17 protein-coding genes are annotated in these 18,619 nt (G+C 70.2%); 7 read left to right on the forward strand and 10 right to left on the reverse strand.

The window, feature by feature from the left end:
• The first annotated feature begins 9 nt into the window (after positions 1 to 9).
• Together LRS03_RS25555 and LRS03_RS25560 are read left to right on the forward strand one after the other, a co-directional pair.
• Complete coding sequence (locus LRS03_RS25555; protein WP_257829083.1) at positions 10 to 1,527, forward strand: DUF7125 family protein; 1,518 nt, start codon at positions 10 to 12, stop codon at positions 1,525 to 1,527.
• Positions 1,520 to 3,061, forward strand: coding sequence for a hybrid sensor histidine kinase/response regulator (locus LRS03_RS25560; protein ID WP_257829084.1), 1,542 nt, complete (start codon positions 1,520 to 1,522; stop codon positions 3,059 to 3,061). Before LRS03_RS25555 ends, LRS03_RS25560 begins: the two co-directional genes overlap by 8 nt.
• Before the next feature lie 9 nt (positions 3,062 to 3,070).
• On the opposite strand, the gene LRS03_RS25565 is transcribed toward LRS03_RS25560, so the two are convergent.
• Positions 3,071 to 3,223 carry a hypothetical protein gene (locus LRS03_RS25565; RefSeq protein WP_257829085.1) on the reverse strand — a complete coding sequence of 51 codons (153 nt, stop codon included), beginning with the start codon at positions 3,221 to 3,223 and terminating at the stop codon, positions 3,071 to 3,073.
• A 65-nt stretch (positions 3,224 to 3,288) separates the two neighbouring features.
• Positions 3,289 to 4,182: a diiron oxygenase gene (locus LRS03_RS25570; RefSeq protein WP_257829087.1), complete on the reverse strand. Its 894-nt coding sequence runs from the start codon at positions 4,180 to 4,182 to the stop codon at positions 3,289 to 3,291.
• A gap of 142 nt (positions 4,183 to 4,324) precedes the next feature.
• On the opposite strand from LRS03_RS25570, the gene LRS03_RS25575 reads away from it, so the two are divergent.
• Entirely contained in the window at positions 4,325 to 5,458 is a 1,134-nt protein-coding gene (locus LRS03_RS25575) for a MupA/Atu3671 family FMN-dependent luciferase-like monooxygenase (RefSeq protein WP_257829089.1), read from the forward strand.
• Positions 5,459 to 5,578: 120 nt separating this feature from the next.
• Complete coding sequence (locus LRS03_RS25580; protein WP_257829090.1) at positions 5,579 to 6,058, forward strand: VOC family protein; 480 nt, start codon at positions 5,579 to 5,581, stop codon at positions 6,056 to 6,058.
• A gap of 28 nt (positions 6,059 to 6,086) precedes the next feature.
• Here the strand turns inward: LRS03_RS25580 and LRS03_RS25585 are convergent, their stop codons facing one another.
• The 6 genes from LRS03_RS25585 to LRS03_RS25615 form a co-directional block, all read right to left on the reverse strand.
• The gene (locus tag LRS03_RS25585) at positions 6,087 to 7,463 is read right to left on the reverse strand and encodes an ATP-binding protein (RefSeq protein ID WP_257829092.1); all 1,377 of its coding nucleotides are present in this window, start codon (positions 7,461 to 7,463) and stop codon (positions 6,087 to 6,089) included.
• Positions 7,460 to 8,155: a response regulator gene (locus LRS03_RS25590; RefSeq protein WP_257829093.1), complete on the reverse strand. Its 696-nt coding sequence runs from the start codon at positions 8,153 to 8,155 to the stop codon at positions 7,460 to 7,462. Before LRS03_RS25590 ends, LRS03_RS25585 begins: the two co-directional genes overlap by 4 nt.
• 66 nt (positions 8,156 to 8,221) lie before the next feature.
• Positions 8,222 to 8,881: a tetratricopeptide repeat protein gene (locus LRS03_RS25595; protein WP_257829095.1), complete on the reverse strand. Its 660-nt coding sequence runs from the start codon at positions 8,879 to 8,881 to the stop codon at positions 8,222 to 8,224.
• 15 nt (positions 8,882 to 8,896) lie between these two features.
• Entirely contained in the window at positions 8,897 to 9,703 is an 807-nt protein-coding gene (locus tag LRS03_RS25600; protein WP_257829098.1) for an SDR family oxidoreductase, read from the reverse strand.
• Complete coding sequence (locus LRS03_RS26665; RefSeq protein ID WP_308296471.1) at positions 9,700 to 11,796, reverse strand: AMP-binding protein; 2,097 nt, start codon at positions 11,794 to 11,796, stop codon at positions 9,700 to 9,702. Before LRS03_RS26665 ends, LRS03_RS25600 begins: the two co-directional genes overlap by 4 nt.
• Positions 11,793 to 12,458, reverse strand: coding sequence for a thermostable hemolysin (locus LRS03_RS25615; protein WP_257829099.1), 666 nt, complete (start codon positions 12,456 to 12,458; stop codon positions 11,793 to 11,795). The genes LRS03_RS26665 and LRS03_RS25615 overlap by 4 nt, the downstream gene beginning before the upstream one ends.
• Positions 12,459 to 12,623: 165 nt before the next feature.
• Here LRS03_RS25615 and arsA point away from each other — a divergent pair, with 165 nt between their 5' ends.
• Positions 12,624 to 14,450 carry an arsenical pump-driving ATPase gene (gene arsA / locus LRS03_RS25620; protein ID WP_257829100.1) on the forward strand — a complete coding sequence of 609 codons (1,827 nt, stop codon included), beginning with the start codon at positions 12,624 to 12,626 and terminating at the stop codon, positions 14,448 to 14,450.
• Here arsA and LRS03_RS25625 read toward each other — a convergent pair.
• Positions 14,406 to 15,389 carry a zinc-dependent alcohol dehydrogenase family protein gene (locus tag LRS03_RS25625; RefSeq protein ID WP_257829698.1) on the reverse strand — a complete coding sequence of 328 codons (984 nt, stop codon included), beginning with the start codon at positions 15,387 to 15,389 and terminating at the stop codon, positions 14,406 to 14,408. The genes arsA and LRS03_RS25625 overlap by 45 nt on opposite strands.
• A 178-nt stretch (positions 15,390 to 15,567) precedes the next feature.
• On the opposite strand from LRS03_RS25625, the gene LRS03_RS25630 reads away from it, so the two are divergent.
• A complete protein-coding gene (locus LRS03_RS25630; protein ID WP_257829101.1) occupies positions 15,568 to 16,374 on the forward strand; it encodes a murein L,D-transpeptidase in 807 nt (268 codons plus the stop codon).
• A 58-nt stretch (positions 16,375 to 16,432) separates the two neighbouring features.
• Positions 16,433 to 18,139, forward strand: coding sequence for a PHA/PHB synthase family protein (locus LRS03_RS25635; RefSeq protein ID WP_257829102.1), 1,707 nt, complete (start codon positions 16,433 to 16,435; stop codon positions 18,137 to 18,139).
• 28 nt (positions 18,140 to 18,167) lie between these two features.
• Here LRS03_RS25635 and trxC read toward each other — a convergent pair whose 3' ends face one another.
• A complete protein-coding gene (trxC, locus tag LRS03_RS25640; protein WP_257829104.1) occupies positions 18,168 to 18,608 on the reverse strand; it encodes a thioredoxin TrxC in 441 nt (146 codons plus the stop codon).
• Positions 18,609 to 18,619: the final 11 nt, after the last annotated feature.

The following is an 18,619-nucleotide window of genomic DNA, read 5'->3' on the forward strand; positions in this document are numbered from 1 at the left end:
GACCTCTTGATGAAGCAGACAGAGTCTGAACAACAACCCAGGCGCTCGCTCAGCGGAATCTCCGGGCTGGACGACATCCTCCATGGCGGCCTGTTGTCCGGCCGCTTTTACCTGGTGGACGGCAATCCCGGCGCCGGCAAGACCACGCTTGCGCTCCAGTACCTGCTGGAGGGCGTTCGCGCTGGCGAGACCTGCCTCTACATCACGCTGTCGGAAACACGCAACGAGCTGATCGCGAACGCGCGTTCGCATGGCTGGTCGCTCGACGGCATCGAAATCTTCGAGCTCTTCTCCGAAGAGTTGCAGGTCGACGGCGAAAGCGACCTCACCATGTACCACCCGTCGGAGGTGGAGCTGAGTGCCACCACACGCCGAGCGCTCGAAAGGGTGGAATCGCTCAAACCGCAACGCATGGTGTTCGACTCGCTTTCGGAGATGCGCCTGCTGGCGCAAAGCTCGCTGCGGTACCGCCGGCAGATCCTCGGCATCAAGCAGTTCCTGGTCGGCCGCAACTGCACTGTGCTTCTGCTCGACGACCGCACCGCCGAAGGCCCCGACATGCAGCTGCAGAGCATTGCGCATGGCGTGATCTCGCTCGACTCCTACGTGCCGGCCTATGGCCGAAGCTCGCGGCAACTTCGGGTGGTGAAGTTCCGCGGCAGCGATTTCCGAAGCGGCCTGCACGACTTCACCATCACGCGCGGGGGCGTCACCGTCTACCCGCGCCTGGCGGCCTCGGAGCATGGCTCGGCATACGCCCGCGAGACGGTACCCAGCGGCGTGCAGGCGCTCGACGCCCTGCTCGGCGGTGGCATCGACAGGGGCACGGCCACGCTGCTGGTCGGGCCGCCGGGTTCTGGCAAGTCGACCATTGCCTTGCAGTACGCCAACGCGGCTGCATCGCGTGGGGACCACGCGGTGATCTTCAGCTTCGAGGAAGCCAAGGCCATCCTGTTCGATCGTGCGGACGGCCTGGGCATGCCCATCATCGAGGGTACTGGCTCCGGCCAGATCGAGGTGCGCCAGATCGACCCTGCGGAAGTGGCGCCCGGTGAATTCGCCGGCCTTGTGCGGCAGGCCGTCGAGCAGGACGGTGCACGTGTGGTGGTGATCGACAGCCTGAATGGCTACCTCAACGCCATGCCGGAGGACAAGTTCCTCACGGTGCAGCTGCACGAGTTGCTGTCATACCTCAACAACCACGGCGTGGCCACCTTTCTGGTGGCGGCGCAGAGCGGCATGCTCGGCCCGACGATGCGCACGCCCATCGATGCAAGCTACCTGGCCGATGCCGTCGTGATGCTGCGCATGTATGAACATGCCGGCAGGGTCAAGAAGGCCATCTCGGTGATCAAGAAACGCAGTGGCGCGCACGAAGAGTCGATCCGGCAGATGTGGTTCGACGCCTCGGGTGTGCACCTGAGCGAGCCCTTGATGCATCTGCGCGGTGTGCTCACCGGCGTGCCGGTGGAATTGCTGGACGGCGCAGGCGAGCGCAACGAGTCGCGACGGTCGAGCGATGTCTGATCACACGCTCGGCAACGAGCGCCTGCTGGTCCTTCCGGTCACCCGCCGCGATGGCGAGGTCACGGAGCAGCTCCTGCGCAAGGCGGGGGTGGCGTGCTGCATCTGCGACAGCCCGTCTGGCATGGCCGATGAGATGTCACGCGGCGTCGGCGCGCTGCTGCTCACCGAAGCCGTGCTCGTGATGCCGGAACTGCCGGTGCTGCTGGAAGCGCTGCACCACCAGCCATCCTGGTCGCATGTGCCTTTGGTGGTGCTGATGCGCGACCACGGCGCTTCGGTCGCCGGCATCCAGCGGCTGGAGCAGCTCGACAACGTCACCGTGCTCGACCGGCCGGTGTCGTCGCGCTCGATGATCAGCGCGGTGCAGTCTGCGCTGCGCGACCGCCGCAACCAGTACCGCATCCGCGACCAGCTCGAAGAGCAGGCCCGGGCCGACCGGCGCAAGGACGAATTCCTCGCCACGCTCGCGCACGAGCTGCGCAACCCGCTCGCGCCCATCCGCACCGGGCTGCAGATCCTCTCCAAGCTGCCGACTGCCGACGACAAGACTCGGCGCCTGCACGAGATCATGGAGCGGCAGATGGTGCAGATGGTCAAGCTCATCGACGAGCTGCTCGAAGTGGCGCGCATCTCCACCGGCAAGGTGGTGCTGCACAAGGAGCGCGCCGACATGCGCCGCGTGATCGGCGTGGCGCTCGAAGGCAGCCAGCCGCTGGTCGACGCCGCCCACCACACGCTCGACGTGCAGCTCACCGATCAGCCGGTGTGGGTCTATGGAGACCAGGCGCGGCTCGCGCAGGTGGTGAGCAACCTCGTCAACAACGCCGCCAAGTACACGCCCAACGGCGGGCGCATCGGGGTGCGCATGACGCACCTGGACGGCGTGGTCGAGGTGAGCGTCGACGACAACGGCGTGGGCATACCCGCCGAGATGATCGAGTCGGTGTTTGACATGTTCGCCCAGGTCAACCGCACGCTCGACCGGGCGCAGGGCGGGCTCGGCATCGGGCTTGCGCTGGTGCGCCGGCTGATGGAGCTGCATGGCGGCACCGTGCGCGCCGAAAGCGCCGGCACCGGCCTTGGCTCGCGCTTTACCTTGCGCCTGCCGGCGCTCGACCACGTGCCGGTCGAGCAAGGCCTGGCCGCCACCGACGGCCCGCATGACGCGGCCGCCAAGCGCCTGCGCCTGCTCGTCATCGACGACAACCAGGACGCGGCCGAGACCCTGGCCATGCTGCTCGAATCACACGGCCACAAGGCCCTCAAGGCCTACAGCGCGCAGGCGGGCCTGGCGGCGGCGGCGCGCTTCCGGCCGCAGGCGGTGTTCTGCGACATCGAGATGCCGGGGATGAGCGGTTTCGAGGTGGCGCGACGCATGCGGGCCGATCCGCGGCATGCGCCGGCGCTGCTGGTGGCCGTGACCGGGCGCGGCGCCCGCGAAGACCAGCAGCGTTCGCTGCAGGCGGGCTTCGACTCACACCTCACCAAACCCGTCGACTACGAGACGGTGCGGCAGGCCCTGGCCCGACTGTGAGGCGGAGGGTTACTTCAAGACGCCGAGTCGGAGCAGCAGCCGGGCGTATTCGACCTGGGCATGCAGGGCTTCCATCTCGCGCTTGAGTTCCAGCCACTTGGCCACCTTGGCCTGCATGGCGGGGTCGGTCGGGGGCGGGGGCGTTTGCTTCGGCGTTTCCATGCGGCCATGGTGCCCGGCCGCGATAAAACACCAATCCCGTACTCAGGGGCGGGCGGGCACTCGCTTCACCAGACGGGTGGTTCGCTCAGCAGGCCGGTCTTCAGAAAGTAGCCCACGATCTTGTCGGCGCCGCGTGTGCGATGTGCGTGCGTCGCCGGGTGGGCGAGCGCTGCCTGGCGTACTTCGTAGGCATCGGCGATGCCGGCGTCGCGGTACACGCTCGGGTTGTAGTAGTCGGCCCAGCAGGCTTTCAAGAACGCGGCCAGCCACTCGCGGAACGAGGCCAGTTTCTCGGGCGACCACCCCGGGCTGTAGCGCTCGAACAGCTCGGCGAGATAGAGCCGGCCGAAGGCGAGATGCCGGGCCTCGTCGATGTGGTGCACCTTGTTGATCTCGCGCACCAGCGGGTCGACCCGCTCGTCGCGGCCGATCAGCACGTTGTAGAAGTCGCCCAGTTCCTCGACCACCATCGCCATGCTGAAGAAGACCACTTCCTCCTGCCCGCGGTCCATCTCTTTAGGGAGCGGCAGCTTCTTCTCGGGGTACACCTTGCCGATGTAGCGGTGGCAGAACTCGCCGAACATCACCATGTGCTTGTTCTCTTCGTCGAGGAAGTGGTGCAGGTACTCGGTGATCTCGCGGTTGTTGCTCGTGCTGTAGAGGCGGTGCGCCAGCCCCTGCACGAGGATGCGTTCGCCCTGTAGCACGAGGCTGAACATGTTGGCCACTTCGTGCAGGCTCAGCTTCTGGCGGGTCGCGTCATCCAGCGTGTCCCACACCGGCGTGCCGTAGAGCGAGATCAGCTCCGGCGGCATGCACCAGGCGCCTTCCTGCAGGCGCTCGGGCCAGTCGAAGGCGTTGTAGACGTCGTAGAACTTCCTGCACGAGGCGCGAGAAAGGCGCACGGCGATCTGCGAGGCGGTTTCGGGGAGGGCGGTCTGTGGGGTCGCGGTTTCCATGCGGGGAATGGTCCGGCCCGGCGCGAGGCCTCGGTTTGATGTTCGTCAAGGCGCTCCGGCGCGTCCTGCAGGCAGGGGGGCGTGCGGCGGGTGTTTAACCTGGATCAAACACGGCGACCGCCGCGCGCCATCGAATGCCGGCATGCAGATCGATCCCCACGCCCACCAAGACCGCCCGCTGGCCTTCAGCCTTTACTACTTCGGCAGCGACGAGGGCGGGCCACAGGCCAGCGCCCAGCGTCGCCTGCTCTTCGAGAGCGCGCGGTTCGCCGACGACAACGGCTTCTCGGCCGTGTGGGCACCCGAGCGCCACTTCCATGCCTTCGGCGGCCTGTCGCCCAACCCGGCGGTGATGGCGGCCGCGCTGGCGGCGAGCACGACGAACGTTCGTATCCGCTCCGGCAGCGTCGTCGTGCCGCTGCACCACCCGGCACGTGTGGCCGAGGAGTGGGCGATGGTCGACTTCCTCTCGGGGGGCCGGGTCGACCTGGGCTTGGCCTCGGGCTGGTTCCCCAACGACTTCGTGCTCGCCGCACCCGGCCACTACGAGCAGCGTGGCGAGCTGGTCTTCGAGCGTGTGGCCGAGCTGCGCCGCCTGTGGGCCGGCGAGCCCTTCGAGGCCGTCAACGCGCTGGGCGACCGCGTGCAGCTGCGCACCATGCCGCGCCCGGTGCAGCGCGAGCTGCCGATCTGGATCACCGCGGCCGGCAACCCGCAGACCTTCCGCCGCGCGGGCGCGATGGGCCTGAACGTGCTGACCCACCTGCTCGGCCAGTCGCTCGAAGCGCTGGCCGACAAGATCGCCGCCTACCGCGAGGCCTGGCGCGCGGCCGGCCATGCGGGGCAGGGCACCGTGACGCTGATGCTGCACACCTTCGTCGGCCAGAGCGAGGCCCAGGTGCGCCGCACCGTCAAGGCACCGATGCTGCGCTACCTCGCCAGCTCGGCCAACCTCGTCGGCCAGTACACCGCGGCCGTGCCCTTCTTTCAGAAGCAGTGCGCTGTCGGTGCGGCCCCTTCCACGCAAGACGACCTCAACGATGCACTCGAGTTCTCGTTCGAGCGCTACTACGCGACGAGTTCGCTGCTCGGCACGCTCGACGACTGCCTGGGCATGACCGACAAGCTCAAGGCCGTCGAGGTCGACGAGGTGGCCTGCCTGATCGACTTCGGCGTCGACCCCGACGAGGTGCTGGCCGCGCTGCCTGCCCTCGCCGAGCTGCGCGACCTGGCGCAGGTGCCGATGAGCGAGGAGGAGATGCTGCTCAACGGCTGAGCCGTCCATGCCCCTTCCGGCAACCGCGTCTCCGGGATTCCTTCCGGGGACGGGCGACGCGCCGGGCCCAGAATCGTCGCCTCGTCAACCCGCATGGCGGTCATCGAAAGGAGCGCGACGATGGTGAGCAAGAACACGATCTGTCTCTGGTACGACGGCACGGCCGAAGAGGCTGCGCGCTTCTACGCCAAGACATTTCCTGACAGCTCGGTGGGTGCCGTCCACCGCGCGCCGGGTGACTACCCCGACGGCAAGCAGGGCGACGTGCTGACGGTCGACTTCACCGTGATGGGCATTCCCTGCCTCGGCCTCAACGGCGGCCCGGCGTTCAAGCACACCGAGGCTTTCTCCTTCCAGGTCGCCACCGACGACCAGGCTGAGACCGACCGCCTGTGGAACGCGATCGTGCAGAACGGCGGCGAAGAAAGCGCCTGTGGCTGGTGCAAGGACAAATGGGGCCTGTCATGGCAGATCACCCCGCGTGTGCTGATCGAGGCAATCTCCGACCCCGACCCGGCCGCGGCCAAGCGCGCCTTCAACGCGATGATGGAGATGCGCAAGATCGACATCGCCAAGATCGAGGCGGCACGCCGGGGTTGACCCTGCTCGGCGCCGCGAGGGCGTGGCTTCAGCCTTGCGTGGGCGGTTTCGCGGCCGTGCCGAAGCGTGCGGTGGCGCAGAAGCCGGTGCCGTCGGCCTTCGGGCCGAAGCTCAGCGTGAGGCCGTGCAAGGTGGCGATGCGCTGGGCGATCGAGATCCCGAGGCCGCTGCCCGGTTCGGCCTGGCCCTCCGGCCGGTGGAAACGCTCACCGAGCCGCGCGAGGTGGTCGGGTGCGAGGGCCGTGCTGGCGTTTTCGATCGACAGCGCCATCTCCGCGATCGTCATCTTCACCGTCGTGTGTGGCGTGGCGTAGCGCACCGCGTTGTCGAGCAGGTTGCGCAGCATCACCGTCAGCAGCGCCGTGCTGCCGAGCATCGGCAGGGCGTGCGTTTCGTCGGCCGGCCAGTCGCAGCTGATCTCGACGTGGCGCCGCTCGGCCAGGGGCAGGCAGTCGACCACCGCCTCCTCGACGACGGCTCTCCAGTTCACTTCGTCGGCGGCCGGGACCCCGGCGCTGCGCAGCGACTCCACGCGCGAGAGCATCAGCAGCTGCGCGACGAGGCGGTCCATGCGGTCGAGCCCGGCGGCGAGCCGTGCCTCGGCCTGGGCGCGCGCCGGGCCCGGGGCGGCGCGGCGCACCACGTCCCACTGCGCCCGCAGTGCGGCCAGCGGCGTACGCAGCTCGTGCGCGGCGTCGCCGGTGAACCGCCGCTCGCGCGCCAGCACGTCGGCCACCCGCGCGAAAAGGCCGTTCATGGCGGCGAGCAGCGGTTGCAGTTCGCCGGGCTGACCGTTGCTGCCGATGGGGGTGAGGTCGTCGGCGTCGCGGCGCGAGAGCTGGCGCACCAGCCCCTGCATCGGGGCCAGGGCTCGCCGCACGGCCCAGGCCAGCGCGAGCACGAGCACCGGCAGCATCAGCAACCACGGCAGCAATTGGCTGAGCGTCACGTCGATCACCAGCTCGTCGCGTTCGTGGTGGCGCTGCCCCGCCGCCACCAGCCATTCGCCCGCCGGCAGGTAGTACACGCGCCAGGCGTCCGGGCCGATCGTCTCGTCGACAAAGCCGCTGTGGCCGGGCCGATAGGGCATGGCGATGCCGTCGCGGTCGAGCACGCGGCGGCCGCTGCGATCCCAGACCGCGATCGTGAGGTCGCGCAGGTCGGCCGCACCGCTGTCGGCCGTGCCCGCGTCGGGGGCGGTCGGCAGGGCGGCGAACGAGATGCGGGTGGCATCGCCATCGGGCGGCAGCAAGGCATGCACTTGCCGCACCATGCGCATCAGCTGCGTGTCGAAGAGTTCATCCACTTCGCTGCGTGCGCGGTCGAACGAGACGGCGAAGGCCACCGCCCAGACGAGCGGTGCGCACACCAGCACGTAGACGAGCAGGCGCCGCTGCAGGGTCATCGTTCGGCGCGGGTGGCGGAGGAGGGCTCGCAGGCACCGAGCGCATACCCCACACCCCGCACCGTGCGCACCACGCAGGGGTCGAGCTTGCGCCGCAGGTGGTGGATGTGCACCTCCAGCGAGTTGGCGTCGGGTTCGCTGCGCGACCAGTCGTAGAGCTTTTCGAGCAGCGCGGCCTTCGACAGCACGCGGTGCGGGTGCAGCATCAGCACTTCGAGCACGGCCATCTCGCGGGCGGTCAGGTCGGCGGGCTGGCCTTGCCAGGCGACGGTGCGCGCCGCCGCGTTGAACGACAGCGCGCCGTGCTGCCACACCGACTGCGTGCGGGCGCCGGAGGCGCGCCGCACCAGCGCCCGCAGGCGGGCCGCCAGTTCGTCGATCGTGATGGGCTTGACGAGGTAGTCGTCGGCGCCGGCGTCCAGCCCCTCGATGCGCTGCTCGACCGCGTCGCGCGCCGTCAGCACCATCACCGGCACGTGGATGGCACGGCGGCGCCATTCGGTCAGCCACGAGAGGCCATCGCGCTGCGGCAGGCCGAGGTCGAGCACGATGGCGTCGTACGGGGCGACGCCGAGCGCGCTGTCGGCCTCGGTGCCGGTCGTGAACCAGTCGACCGCATGGCCGAGCTGGCGCAGCCCCTCGGCCAGCGCTTCGCCAAGGGGGCGATCGTCTTCGATCACCAGCACACGCATGCACACCTCTCCCAGATCGGAGCCCGCCACAGTGTATGCAGCGCGGGGCCCGCCAGCACAGCCGTTTCAGCCGGCACGGGCGCGTTCGAGGAGCTGGCGGGCCTCTGCGCGGCGGCCGTCGTCGGCGACCTGGCGGCCGGGCCGGGCCGGCGCAGCGAGAGCGCGCTCGAGGTAGGGCACCGCGTCGGCGCGCTGGCCGGTTTCGAGCAGGTACTCGCCATAGAAGTAGTTGGTGTCGATGCCAGTCGGGTTGATCGCAAGCGCCTTCTGCAGCAGCTCGCGGGCCTTGGTCTTGTCGCCGAAGCCGACCGGCCAGCCCGGCACTTTGAAATACAGCACCCCCAGGCTGTTGTAGGCCGAGCCGTCGAGCACGTTGCCGTCGATTCGGATGGCGTCTTCGTACAGCGTCCTGGCCTTCTTCACGAGGCCGAGCCCGCTCAGGCCGCCTTTCTCGCCCGCGAGCGAGCTGACCACGATGCCTTCCCACACCAGCGGCTCACTGCGGCGCGGTTGTGCCTCGCTCAGCCGGTGCGCCTTGGCGGCCAGGTTTTCGAACAGGCGCTCGCGTTCGGCCGCCGGCCGCTGGTAGCGGATCTCGGCCCATTCGCGCTGGATCTCGGCGATGCCGTCCTCCAGCGGGCCGGCCAACGCCGGCCGCACCGGCCCGAGCGTGATCAGCACGCATAGTGCAAAGGCGCCCATCGCGCCGAAGGTCAACTTGTCCATCGGGTCTCTTCTCTTTCAGGTGTGGGGTTGCAGGTTGCGGCGGTGCTTGCGAAAGGCCCCGTCGAGCCATGAGTTGGCGATCGCGTTGAGCCGCACCGCGATCGATTCGGGGTAGCCGACGTAGCGCTCGGCGCGCTCGCTTTCCAGCAGCTGCAGCAGCGCGTCGCCCACGCGGGCGGGCGGGTCGAGTGCGGCGCCGGTGGCGGCAAGGTAGGCCTCGATGCGCGCATCGTTGAAGCCGGTGCGCGTGCTGCGTGGGCCGAGGTATTGCACGAGCACCGGCGTGTCGGCCAGTTCGCGGCGCAAGGCCTCGGCAAAGCCGCGCAGGCCGAACTTGGTGGCGCTGTAGGCGGCGAAGCCCGGCAGGCCGATGCGGCCGAGCGCCGAGCCGATGCACACCACCTGCGCCCGCGGCTGGCGGCGCAGGTGCGGCAGCAAGGCCTGCGTGAGGCGCATCGGGGCGACGAGGTTGGTGTCGATGAGCGACTGCATGAGCGCCGTGTCGAGATCGGCGAAGGGCCCGAAGGCGGGCACGCCGGCGCCATGCACGAGCACGTTGCAGCGCCAGGCCGCGGCTTCCTCGGCCAGCCGCGCCAGGGCCTGCGGCTGGGTGACGTCGGCCACGCACCACGCGATGTGCGATGCATCGGCGGGGTCGGTGCCGGTGGCCGCGGCCAGGCTGCGCGCCTGGGCGGCGAGCCGCGCCGGAGAACGGCCCACCAGCATCAGCGCGGCACCCGAGTGCGCCAGCCGCTGTGCGACGGCCTGGCCGATGCCGCCGGCCGCGCCGGTGAGCACCACACGGGCGTCGGCGGCCTTCATGCGACGGCCTCCGCCTGCGGCATGGGCAGGCCGCGGAACACGTCGCCGTAGAGCTTGAAGAACACGTTTGCGGCGTGCACCACCGCGGCTTTGTCGTCTTCCGAGGTGAGGCGGTTGACGAGTTCGGCGAAGTGGTCCACATGCTCGCGGTCGAGCGTTCCGTGCGAGCGCAGGTAGGTGAACGCCTTGTCGGGCAGGCCGAGCGCCTGCTGGATCTGGTCGGCCGCCATCAGCGCGAGCGACACGCTGGTGCCTTCGAGCACATAGACCATGCCGAGGAACATCAACGGGTGCCGCCGCGCGATGGCGTCGTACGCGTAGGCGACCATGACCTCGGTCGCCTGACCCGGCGCACCGTGGCGCACCGCCTCCGCATCGCCGCCTGCGGCGCGGATGTCGTCGAGGATCCATTCGTCGTGGCCCGCTTCTTCGGCGATGTACTCGTCGAGCGCGGGCTGCATCCATGCCAGCCGCGGGGGCAGGGCGGCGCGGCAGGCCTGCAGCAGCGGCACCGTGTGGCGCACGTGGTGGTAGGCCTGCGTCAGGAACTCGAGGTAGCTCGGCAGCGAGACCCGGCCCTGCAGGCAGGCGTGGATGATGGGCGCGCTCAGCAGCATGCTGCGTGCGCCGGTGGTGTCGAAGCCGAGCTGGTCGTGGAATGTCATGTCGGTGGTGATGAGGGAGGTGGAGGTGGCGTGCAGTCGCTCGATCGCCTCGCGCCGCGGGCGCCCGTTGGGGGTGGCGAGGCCCGAGGCTGCATCGAAGGGCGCGGCGGCGCGCACCCAGCGGCCGATGCGCGCGTAGTCGGGCAGCGTCTGGTTGGCGGCGGCGACGGCAACGTCGAGCACCGTGTCGTCCGCCTGCGGGTCGACGGGCCACAGCACCGCCCACAGCGCCGGTTCGCCGTCGCCGAAGACCACCGCCTGCAGCACCGCCGGCTCGTCGCGCAGCGCCGTCTCGACCCACTCGGGCGACACGTTGCGCCCATAGGCCGTGATCAGCACATGCTTGCGGCGGCCCTGCAGGTGCAGAAAGCCGTCGGCGTCGAGCGTGCCGAGGTCACCGGTCGGCAGCCATTCGCTGATAGGCGCGACTGGCTCGCCGGTGTAGCCGAGGAAGAGCGAGCCGGCGATCTCGACCTCGCCGCTCGTGTTGAGGCGCACCCGCGCGTGTGGCAGCGGCCGGCCGACGCTGCCGGGGCGGTCGGCTCCGGGCAGGTTCAAGGTCTGCACCGAGGCGGCTTCGGAGAGGCCATAACCTTCATAGGCCGGCAGGCCGACGGCACGCGCCAGCGCGAGCAGCTTGGGCCCGACGGCGGCCCCGCCGACGGCGACGAAGCGCAGCGACGCCGGTGCCGGCTGGCGGCTGGCGTGCAGCCAGCCGGCCCACGCGCGCAGCATCTGCGGCAGCAGCACCAGGCTGTGCGGTTCATGGGTGCGCACCGCGCGGTCGAAGGCCGCGGGGTCGAAGCGCGACGAGCCGGTGAGGCCAAGTTCGTGCAGCGGCCGGATGACGCAGGTCGCCCCCACCACAAACGGCGCGAGCAGCCCGGCGATGTTTTCCAGCAGCACCGGCAAGGGCAGCGCGCACAGGTGGCGGGTGATGTGAAGTGGCCGCAGCGCCTCGGCCAGGCCTTCGGCCACGCGCTGCAAGGCCGCTTCGCCGAGGCACACGCCTTTTGGCGTGCCGGTGGTGCCGGAGGTGAAGGTGATCTTCGAGGTGCCGGCGGGCACTGCGTACGCGGCGTGGGACTGGTGCGTGAGGCGCAGCGCGCGTGTGGCCACGGTGAGGTTGACCGGCTCGCCGGCGCGCGACTCGGTGACGAGCGTGCCGACGCCGCCTGCCTGCAGCGCATGCTGCACTTGGGCGGCGGTGAAGAAAGCCGGCAGTGGCACATGCACCAGACCCGCCTGCGCGCAGGCGCGGTCGAGCACGGCCCAGGCCGCCGAGTTGTCGAGCAGCGTGGCGATCCGTCCGCTCGGGGCCGCGGCGGCGAGTTGCGCGGCGCAGGTGCTCACCGCGGCGTCGAACTGCGCGCGGGTCCAGCACACGCGCTCGTCTTCGATCAGCAACGGGGTCGTGGTGGTGCTCATGGCTGCGGCGCCTCGTGCGGGAAGGCCAGCGTGTCGCCCTGGTGGCAGCGGCGCTGGGCGGCGTCGAGCCGGCCGATGGCCTGCGGCAGGTGGCCGGCGAGGATCACCGGCTCGTGGTCGTAGTAGCGGCCCCAGCGCAACCGCTCGTCGCCAAGCGCTTCGGCATGGGCCGCGCCCAGGGCCAGCGGCGTGATGCCGAGGCGCGAGAACAGCTGCCGCAACTCGCGCGTCACCGTGCTCACCACCCAGGTGTAGCCCTCGTTGACGAGGTGCTGCGTGAGGCAGTGGATCAGCCGGCGCCCATCGCCCGCGCGCAGGGCCGCGAGGTGGCCCACTTCGACGATCTGCTCGCGCGTCACGCGGCCCGCGGCGCTCGCCGGCAGACAGTGTTCGACGGGCCGGTCGAGGTAGCGTTCGAGGAACAGCGGCTCCTGGTGCGCCGGCCGGTAGCCTGCGGCGGCGACCGGGCCCTGCGCGTCCGATAGGCTCACCAGCATGGGCGTGAACGCCGCAGGGTCGGCGTCGTAGCGGCGGCGGTAGACCGTGCGGATCAGCGCTTCGACATCGCCGCGGCGCGGCGAGGCATGCGTGTGCTGCTCGAAACGACAGGCCGGGCAGGGCGCGCCCGGCGTGTCGGGCGTGTGGCGGCGGTGGGCTTGCATGAGAGGCGCTGGGTCAGCTCCGAAGCAGAAGGAGCCTCCATGCTCGTGTGCGCCGCTTAAGGCCAGCTTAGGGCGATACGGAACGAGCCCGCGCTTGATCCAGCACAAGGCGGAAGACGCGGCGCAGCGCACAGTCGGCCGTTGGGCCGAAGGGAGGTTTTCGACATGGACAGCAAGGTGCCGGGGTTCCTGCGTCATCCGACGCGCTATCTCTTTTTCACCGGCAAGGGTGGTGTGGGCAAGACCTCGCTGTCGACCGCCGCGGCCTTGGCCCTGGCGGATGCGGGCCAGAAGGTCCTGCTCGTCAGCACCGATGCGGCGTCGAACCTCGACGAGATGCTGGGCATCGAGCTTCGCAACACCCCTGTGCCGGTACCCGGTGCACCCGGGCTCTCGGTGTTGAACATCGATCCCGACAACGCAGCCGAGTCGTACCGGCGGCGTGTGCTGGCGCAGATGGGAGTGGGGGCCAGCGACGAGGAACGCTCGACCGTGCGCGAGCAGCTGTCGGGTGCCTGCACCACCGAGATCGCCTCTTTCGACGAGTTCGCTTCGCTCTTGTCCGGTGATGGCGAGCCTTACGACCACGTCGTCTTCGACACGGCTCCGACAGGGCACACGCTGAGGCTGCTGAGCCTGCCCGGGGCCTGGACGGGGTTCCTGAAGGGAAACGACCGAGGTGCCTCCTGTCTCGGGCCTCATTCGGGATTGAAGATGCAGGAGTTGCGGTTCAAGGCCGCGCTCGATGCCTTGAGCGACTCCGCCCGCACGACGGTGATCCTGGTGACGCGCCCCGACAAGGCGGCGATTGCCGAGGCGGCGCGCACCGCAGGCGAGCTGAAGGCGCTGGGCCTGAGCAACCAGCGGCTGGTCGTCAACGGCGTCTTTCACGCGAGCCAGCGCAGCGACGAGGTGGCCTGCGCCATCGAAGACCTCGGACAGCAGGCGCTCGACGGCATGCCCGAGGTGTTGCGCAAACTGGCCCAGGACCGTGTGCCGCTTCGGCCCTTCGACATGGTCGGCCTGCCCGCCCTGCGTGCGCTGCTCTTCGACGGGCCCGCTGGGGCCGCCGTCCCTGCCATCACACAAGGGCCGGTTGCCGGGCCCGTGGATCGGCTCCCGGGGTTGGGGGAACTGGCCGATGAACTGGCCGCGGCCGGGCACGGGCTCATCATGGTGATGGGCAAGGGAGGCGTCGGCAAGACCACCGTGGCCGCCGCGCTGGCCCTGGGCCTGGTCGAGCGCGGGAAGGCCGTGCACCTGAGCACCACCGATCCGGCCGCGCACCTGGCGGACACGCTCGACGGCGAGGTGCCGGGGCTCAAGGTCAGCCGCATCGACCCGAAGGTCGAGACCCGGAACTACATCGACAAGATCATGGCGGCCAGATCACCCGGCCTCGACGCGCAGGAACAGGCGCTGCTGCTCGAAGACCTGCAGTCGCCCTGCACCGAAGAAGTGGCCGTCTTCCATGCCTTTTCGCGAGTCGTCAGCGAGGGCCGCAGTGCGTTCGTGGTGCTCGACACCGCGCCCACCGGCCACTCGATGCTGCTGATGGACGCCACCGGCGCCTATCACCGGCAGATGACGCGAGAGTTCGAGGGTCACGGTGCCGCGCACATCGTCACTCCGCTGATGCGGCTGCAAGACCCCGCGTTCACGAAGATCATTCTGGTCACGCTGCCGGAGGTCACGCCGGTGTCGCAGGCGGCTGCCTTGCAGGAGGACCTGCGCCGTGCCCGCATCGAGCCCTATGCATGGGTGCTCAACCGCAGCGTGCTGGCCGCCGGCACACACGACCCGCTGCTGGCGGCACGTCTGGACGGCGAGCGCCGGCAGGTGGAGCGCATCTCCGCAGGGTTGGCGCGGCGCCTCTTCACGCTCCCCTGGCTGGCGGTGCCGCCGGTGGGGCGTGGCGAGTTGACGAGGCTCGTGTCCCGGGGAGCGTCAGGGCACCAGCACGGCGGCGCCTTGCAGGCGGCCGGCGCGTAGCGCGTCGAGCGCCTCGTTGGCCTGCGCAAGCGGGTAGGGCGTCACCTCCACCTGCAAAGGGTGGTCGTGCACGAAGGCGAAGAAGCCGGTCGCATCGGCCCGCGTGAGGTTGGCCACCGAGCGCAGCGTGCGCTCGCCCCAGAGCGTGGCGTAGGGGAACGACGGGATGTCGCTCATGTGGATGCCGGCGCACACCACGGTGCCGCCGGGCCGCACGTGCGACAGCGCGAGCGGCACCAGCGCGCCGTCGGGCGCGAAGAGGATCGCGGCGTCGAGGGGCTGCGGTGGCGTGGCGTCGGTGCCGCCGGCCCAGGTGGCGCCGAGAGAGCGCGCGAACTGCTGGCGCCGCGTGTCGCCCGGGCGTGTCATCGCGAACACCATGCGGCCTTGTGCGATGGCGACCTGGGCCACCAGGTGCGCCGATGCCCCGAAGCCGTAGAGGCCGATGACGCGTGCGTCGCCCGCTGCACGCAGCGCGCGCCAGCCGATGAGCCCGGCGCACATCAGCGGTGCCGTGCGAAGCGGGTCGGCCGCATCGGGCAGCGGGATGGCGTAGTCGCTTTTCACGACGATGTGCGAGGCATAGCCGCCGTCGCGCGTGTGCCCGGTGAAGAGCGCGCGGCCGCAGAGGTTCTCGCGCCCGTGGGTGCAGTGCTCGCACTCGCCGCAGGTCCAGCCGAGCCACGGCACGCCCACCCGCTCGCCGAGCCGGTGCCCGGTCACGCCGTCGCCGAGGCACTCGACCTCGCCCACCACCTCGTGCCCGGGGATGACGTGGTCACCGTGCAGCGGCAGCTCGCCGTCGACGATGTGCAGGTCGGTGCGGCACACGCCGCAGGCCAGCACCTTGATCCGCATCTCGCCGCGGCCGGGCTCGGGCAGCGGCCACGATTCGAGTGCGAGCGCACGACCGCCACCGCGATACACCATCGCGCGCATCGGTGTGCCGGTCCTTTCGTGTGCCACGGCCCGACTCTAGAGCCGATGCCGCCTCGCCGGTTGATGCAGCGCAAGACCCGCAGGGCCATCGCGGCGGACGATCGCCGCGATGGTTGGGCCTGTCCACGGTTTCTCTTGCGGCCGCGCCGCGCGGTGGTGTGCGGCCGGGGCGCCCGCCGTGGTGCTGGCCATGGCGGTGGCAGCGGCGACCGCGCAGGTGCCGCTGCGCGAGGCCTTCGCCCGCTCGGTGCCGAATGCGCTCGACCCGCCCGATGTCGTGGTGGCCAGCTATGCGGTGCTGCTCGACGACGTGCTCGGCCGCTACGATATCTACCTGCCGCGCGATCAGTTCGTGCTGCTGGTGGACAGCGCCCCGGCGGTGCAGGCCCTGCTGCTGATGTGGGGCAGCAGCACCTCGGGCTGGTCGCTGGTGGGTGCCGCGCCGGTGTCCACCGGCCTGCCCGGGCGCTTCGAGCATTTCGTGACGCCGTTGGGCGCATTCGAGCATTCCCTCGCGAACCCGGATTTCCGCGCCGAAGGCACGCGCAATGCCCTGGGCATCCGCGGCTACGGCGTGAAGGGGTCGCGGGTGTACGACTTCGGCTGGGTGCCTGCCCGCAAGGGCTGGGGCGACCACGCCTGGAGCGTGATGCGCCTGCAGGTGCATTCCACCGACCCCGACGTCCTGGAGCCGCGGCTCGGCACGGCCCAATCGAAGGGCTGCATCCGCATCCCGGCGGCGGTCAACGAACTGGTCGACCTGCACGGTGTGCTGGATGCCGGATACGACGAGGCGCTCGACGCCGGCCAACGCCTGTGGGTGCTGCGGCCCGACCGGCAACCCCATGCGGGCGCCGGGCGCTGGCTGGTCTTGATCGACTCCGAAGCGGTGTTGCGGCCCGGCTGGGTCCCACCACCGCTCCAGAGCCCCGAGCCGCTGCGGCTTGAGGCAGATCAGCCGGCACGGCCGGGCACGGCTCGATGATGGACAGCGCAAAGCGAGGACCCATGACCGACACCACTCCCCCACACACCGCCACCCGATGGACGTGCCGCTGAAGGCGGCCCTCGGGCGCCTCACGCACGGCCTGTCGCCCGCGGCGCTGGCGCTCGCCTTCCAGGACTGGTGGTGGCACCTCTGCTCCTCACCGGGCAAGCTGGCCGAACTCTCCAGCAGCGCCTCGCATGGTCTGGTGCGCAATGCGGTGCTCGCGCAGCAGCAACTGCTGCTGCAGGCCCCGGGCGAGCCGCTGCAGGACAAACGCTTCACCCATCCCGCGTGGGCGCGCGAGCCCTTCGGCACGGCGGCGAAAAGCTTCCTGATGGCACAGGCCTGGTGGGCGCAGGCGACGACCGGGGTGCCGGGCGTGTCGACCCACCACGAGCAGGTGGTGTCGTTCATGGCGCGGCAGCTGCTGGACATGCTCTCGCCGTCGAACTTCGTCGCGAGCAACCCCGAGGTGATCGAGAAGACCTGGCGCACGCTGGGCGACAACCTGCGCTCCGGCATGCTCACCTGGTGGCACGAGGCGGGCCTGGTGCTGGCCGACCAGCCGCCGCCCGGGGCCGAGCGATTCCGGCCCGGCGAGGCGGTGGCGCTCACGCCGGGCAAGGTGGTCTTTCGCAACCGGCTGATCGAACTCATCCAGTACGAGCCGGCCACCGGCACCGTGCACCCCGAGCCTCTGCTCGTCGTGCCATCGTGGATCATGAAGTACTACATCCTCGACCTCTCGCCGCACAACTCGATGGTGAAGTACCTGGTGTCGCAGGGGCACACCGTCTTCATGATCTCGTGGCGCAACCCCGACGAAGCCGATCGTGAGCTGGGGATGGACGACTACCTGCAGCTCGGCGTGATGGCCGCGCTCGAGGCCGTGCAGCGTGCGCAGCCGCGCCGCCTCGTCCACCTGGTGGGCTATTGCCTGGGGGGCACGCTCGCCGCGATTGCAGCGGCCAGCCTCGGCGGGCGCGGGAAGGACTCGCCGCTCAAGACCTTCACCCTGCTCGCGGGGCAGACCGACTTCAAGGAGCCGGGCGAGCTGGGCCTCTTCATCGACGAGAGCCAGATCGCGTTCCTCGAACAGGTGATGGACGAGCAGGGCTACCTCGACGGCCGGCAGATGGCCGGCGCCTTCGCGCTCATCAACTCGAAGGACCTGGTGTGGTCCAAGCTCGTGCGCGTGTACCTGATGGGCGGCACCGTGCCGCTCGACGACCTGCATGCGTGGAACGCCGACGCGACGCGCCTGCCCGCCCGCATGCACAGCGAGTACCTGCGCGGCCTCTACCTGCGCAACGACCTGGCCGAAGGCCGCTACCTCGTGCAGGGCCAGCCGGTGGCGCTGTCGGACATCCGCGTGCCGATGTTCGTCGTCGGCACCGAGCGCGACCACGTCTCGCCGTGGCGCTCGGTCTACAAGATCCACCTGCTGACCCACACCGACACCACCTTCGTGCTCACGAGCGGCGGCCACAACGTGGGCATCGTCAACCCACCGGCAGATGACGAAGCGGCCGCGTTGCGCAGCCACCGCATCGCGCAGCGGCATGCCGGTGAACCGTATCTCGCGCCCGACGTCTGGTTCGATCAGACCCCGAGCCGGCCGGGCTCATGGTGGCCCGGCTGGCACGAGTGGCTCGCCGCACGCTCCGGTGCACTCGGCAAGCCGCTGCCCCTGGGTGGAAGCGGGCCCACGCGGCTGGTGCCACTGGGCAACGCGCCCGGCCTTTACGTGCACGCGCCCTGAGCGTGCGCAGCCTGCGCGGCGTCGCCGCTCAGGAACCCGCCGCGGTCGTGGCGAGCTGAGCCTGCACCCAGCGCACGATCTCGCGCGCCGGCATCGCGCCGGCGCGGCGTGCCACCTCCTGGCCGCGGTGGTAGAGCACCATCGTCGGGATGCTGCGGATGCGGTTGCGCACGCTGGCCTGCGGTGAGGCTTCGGTGTCGACCTTGGCGAAGCGCACCTGCGGCATCTGCGCCGCGGCCTCCTCGAACTGCGGCGCCATCGCGCGGCAGGGGCCGCACCATTCGGCCCAGAAGTCCACGAGCACCGGCAGCTCGGTGCCTTCGATGAAGGCGGCGAAGCGTTCGTCGCCGAGTGCCACCGGCTTGGCGGCCATCAGCTCGGTGCTGCAGCGGCCGCAGATCGGCGCGTCGGTGAGGCGTTGGTCGGGCACGCGGTTGCGGGTGCCGCAGGCGGGGCAGACGAGTTGCATGTCGGCCTCCG

This window comes from Rhizobacter sp. J219 (assembly GCF_024700055.1).
GTDB lineage: Bacteria > Pseudomonadota > Gammaproteobacteria > Burkholderiales > Burkholderiaceae_C > Rhizobacter.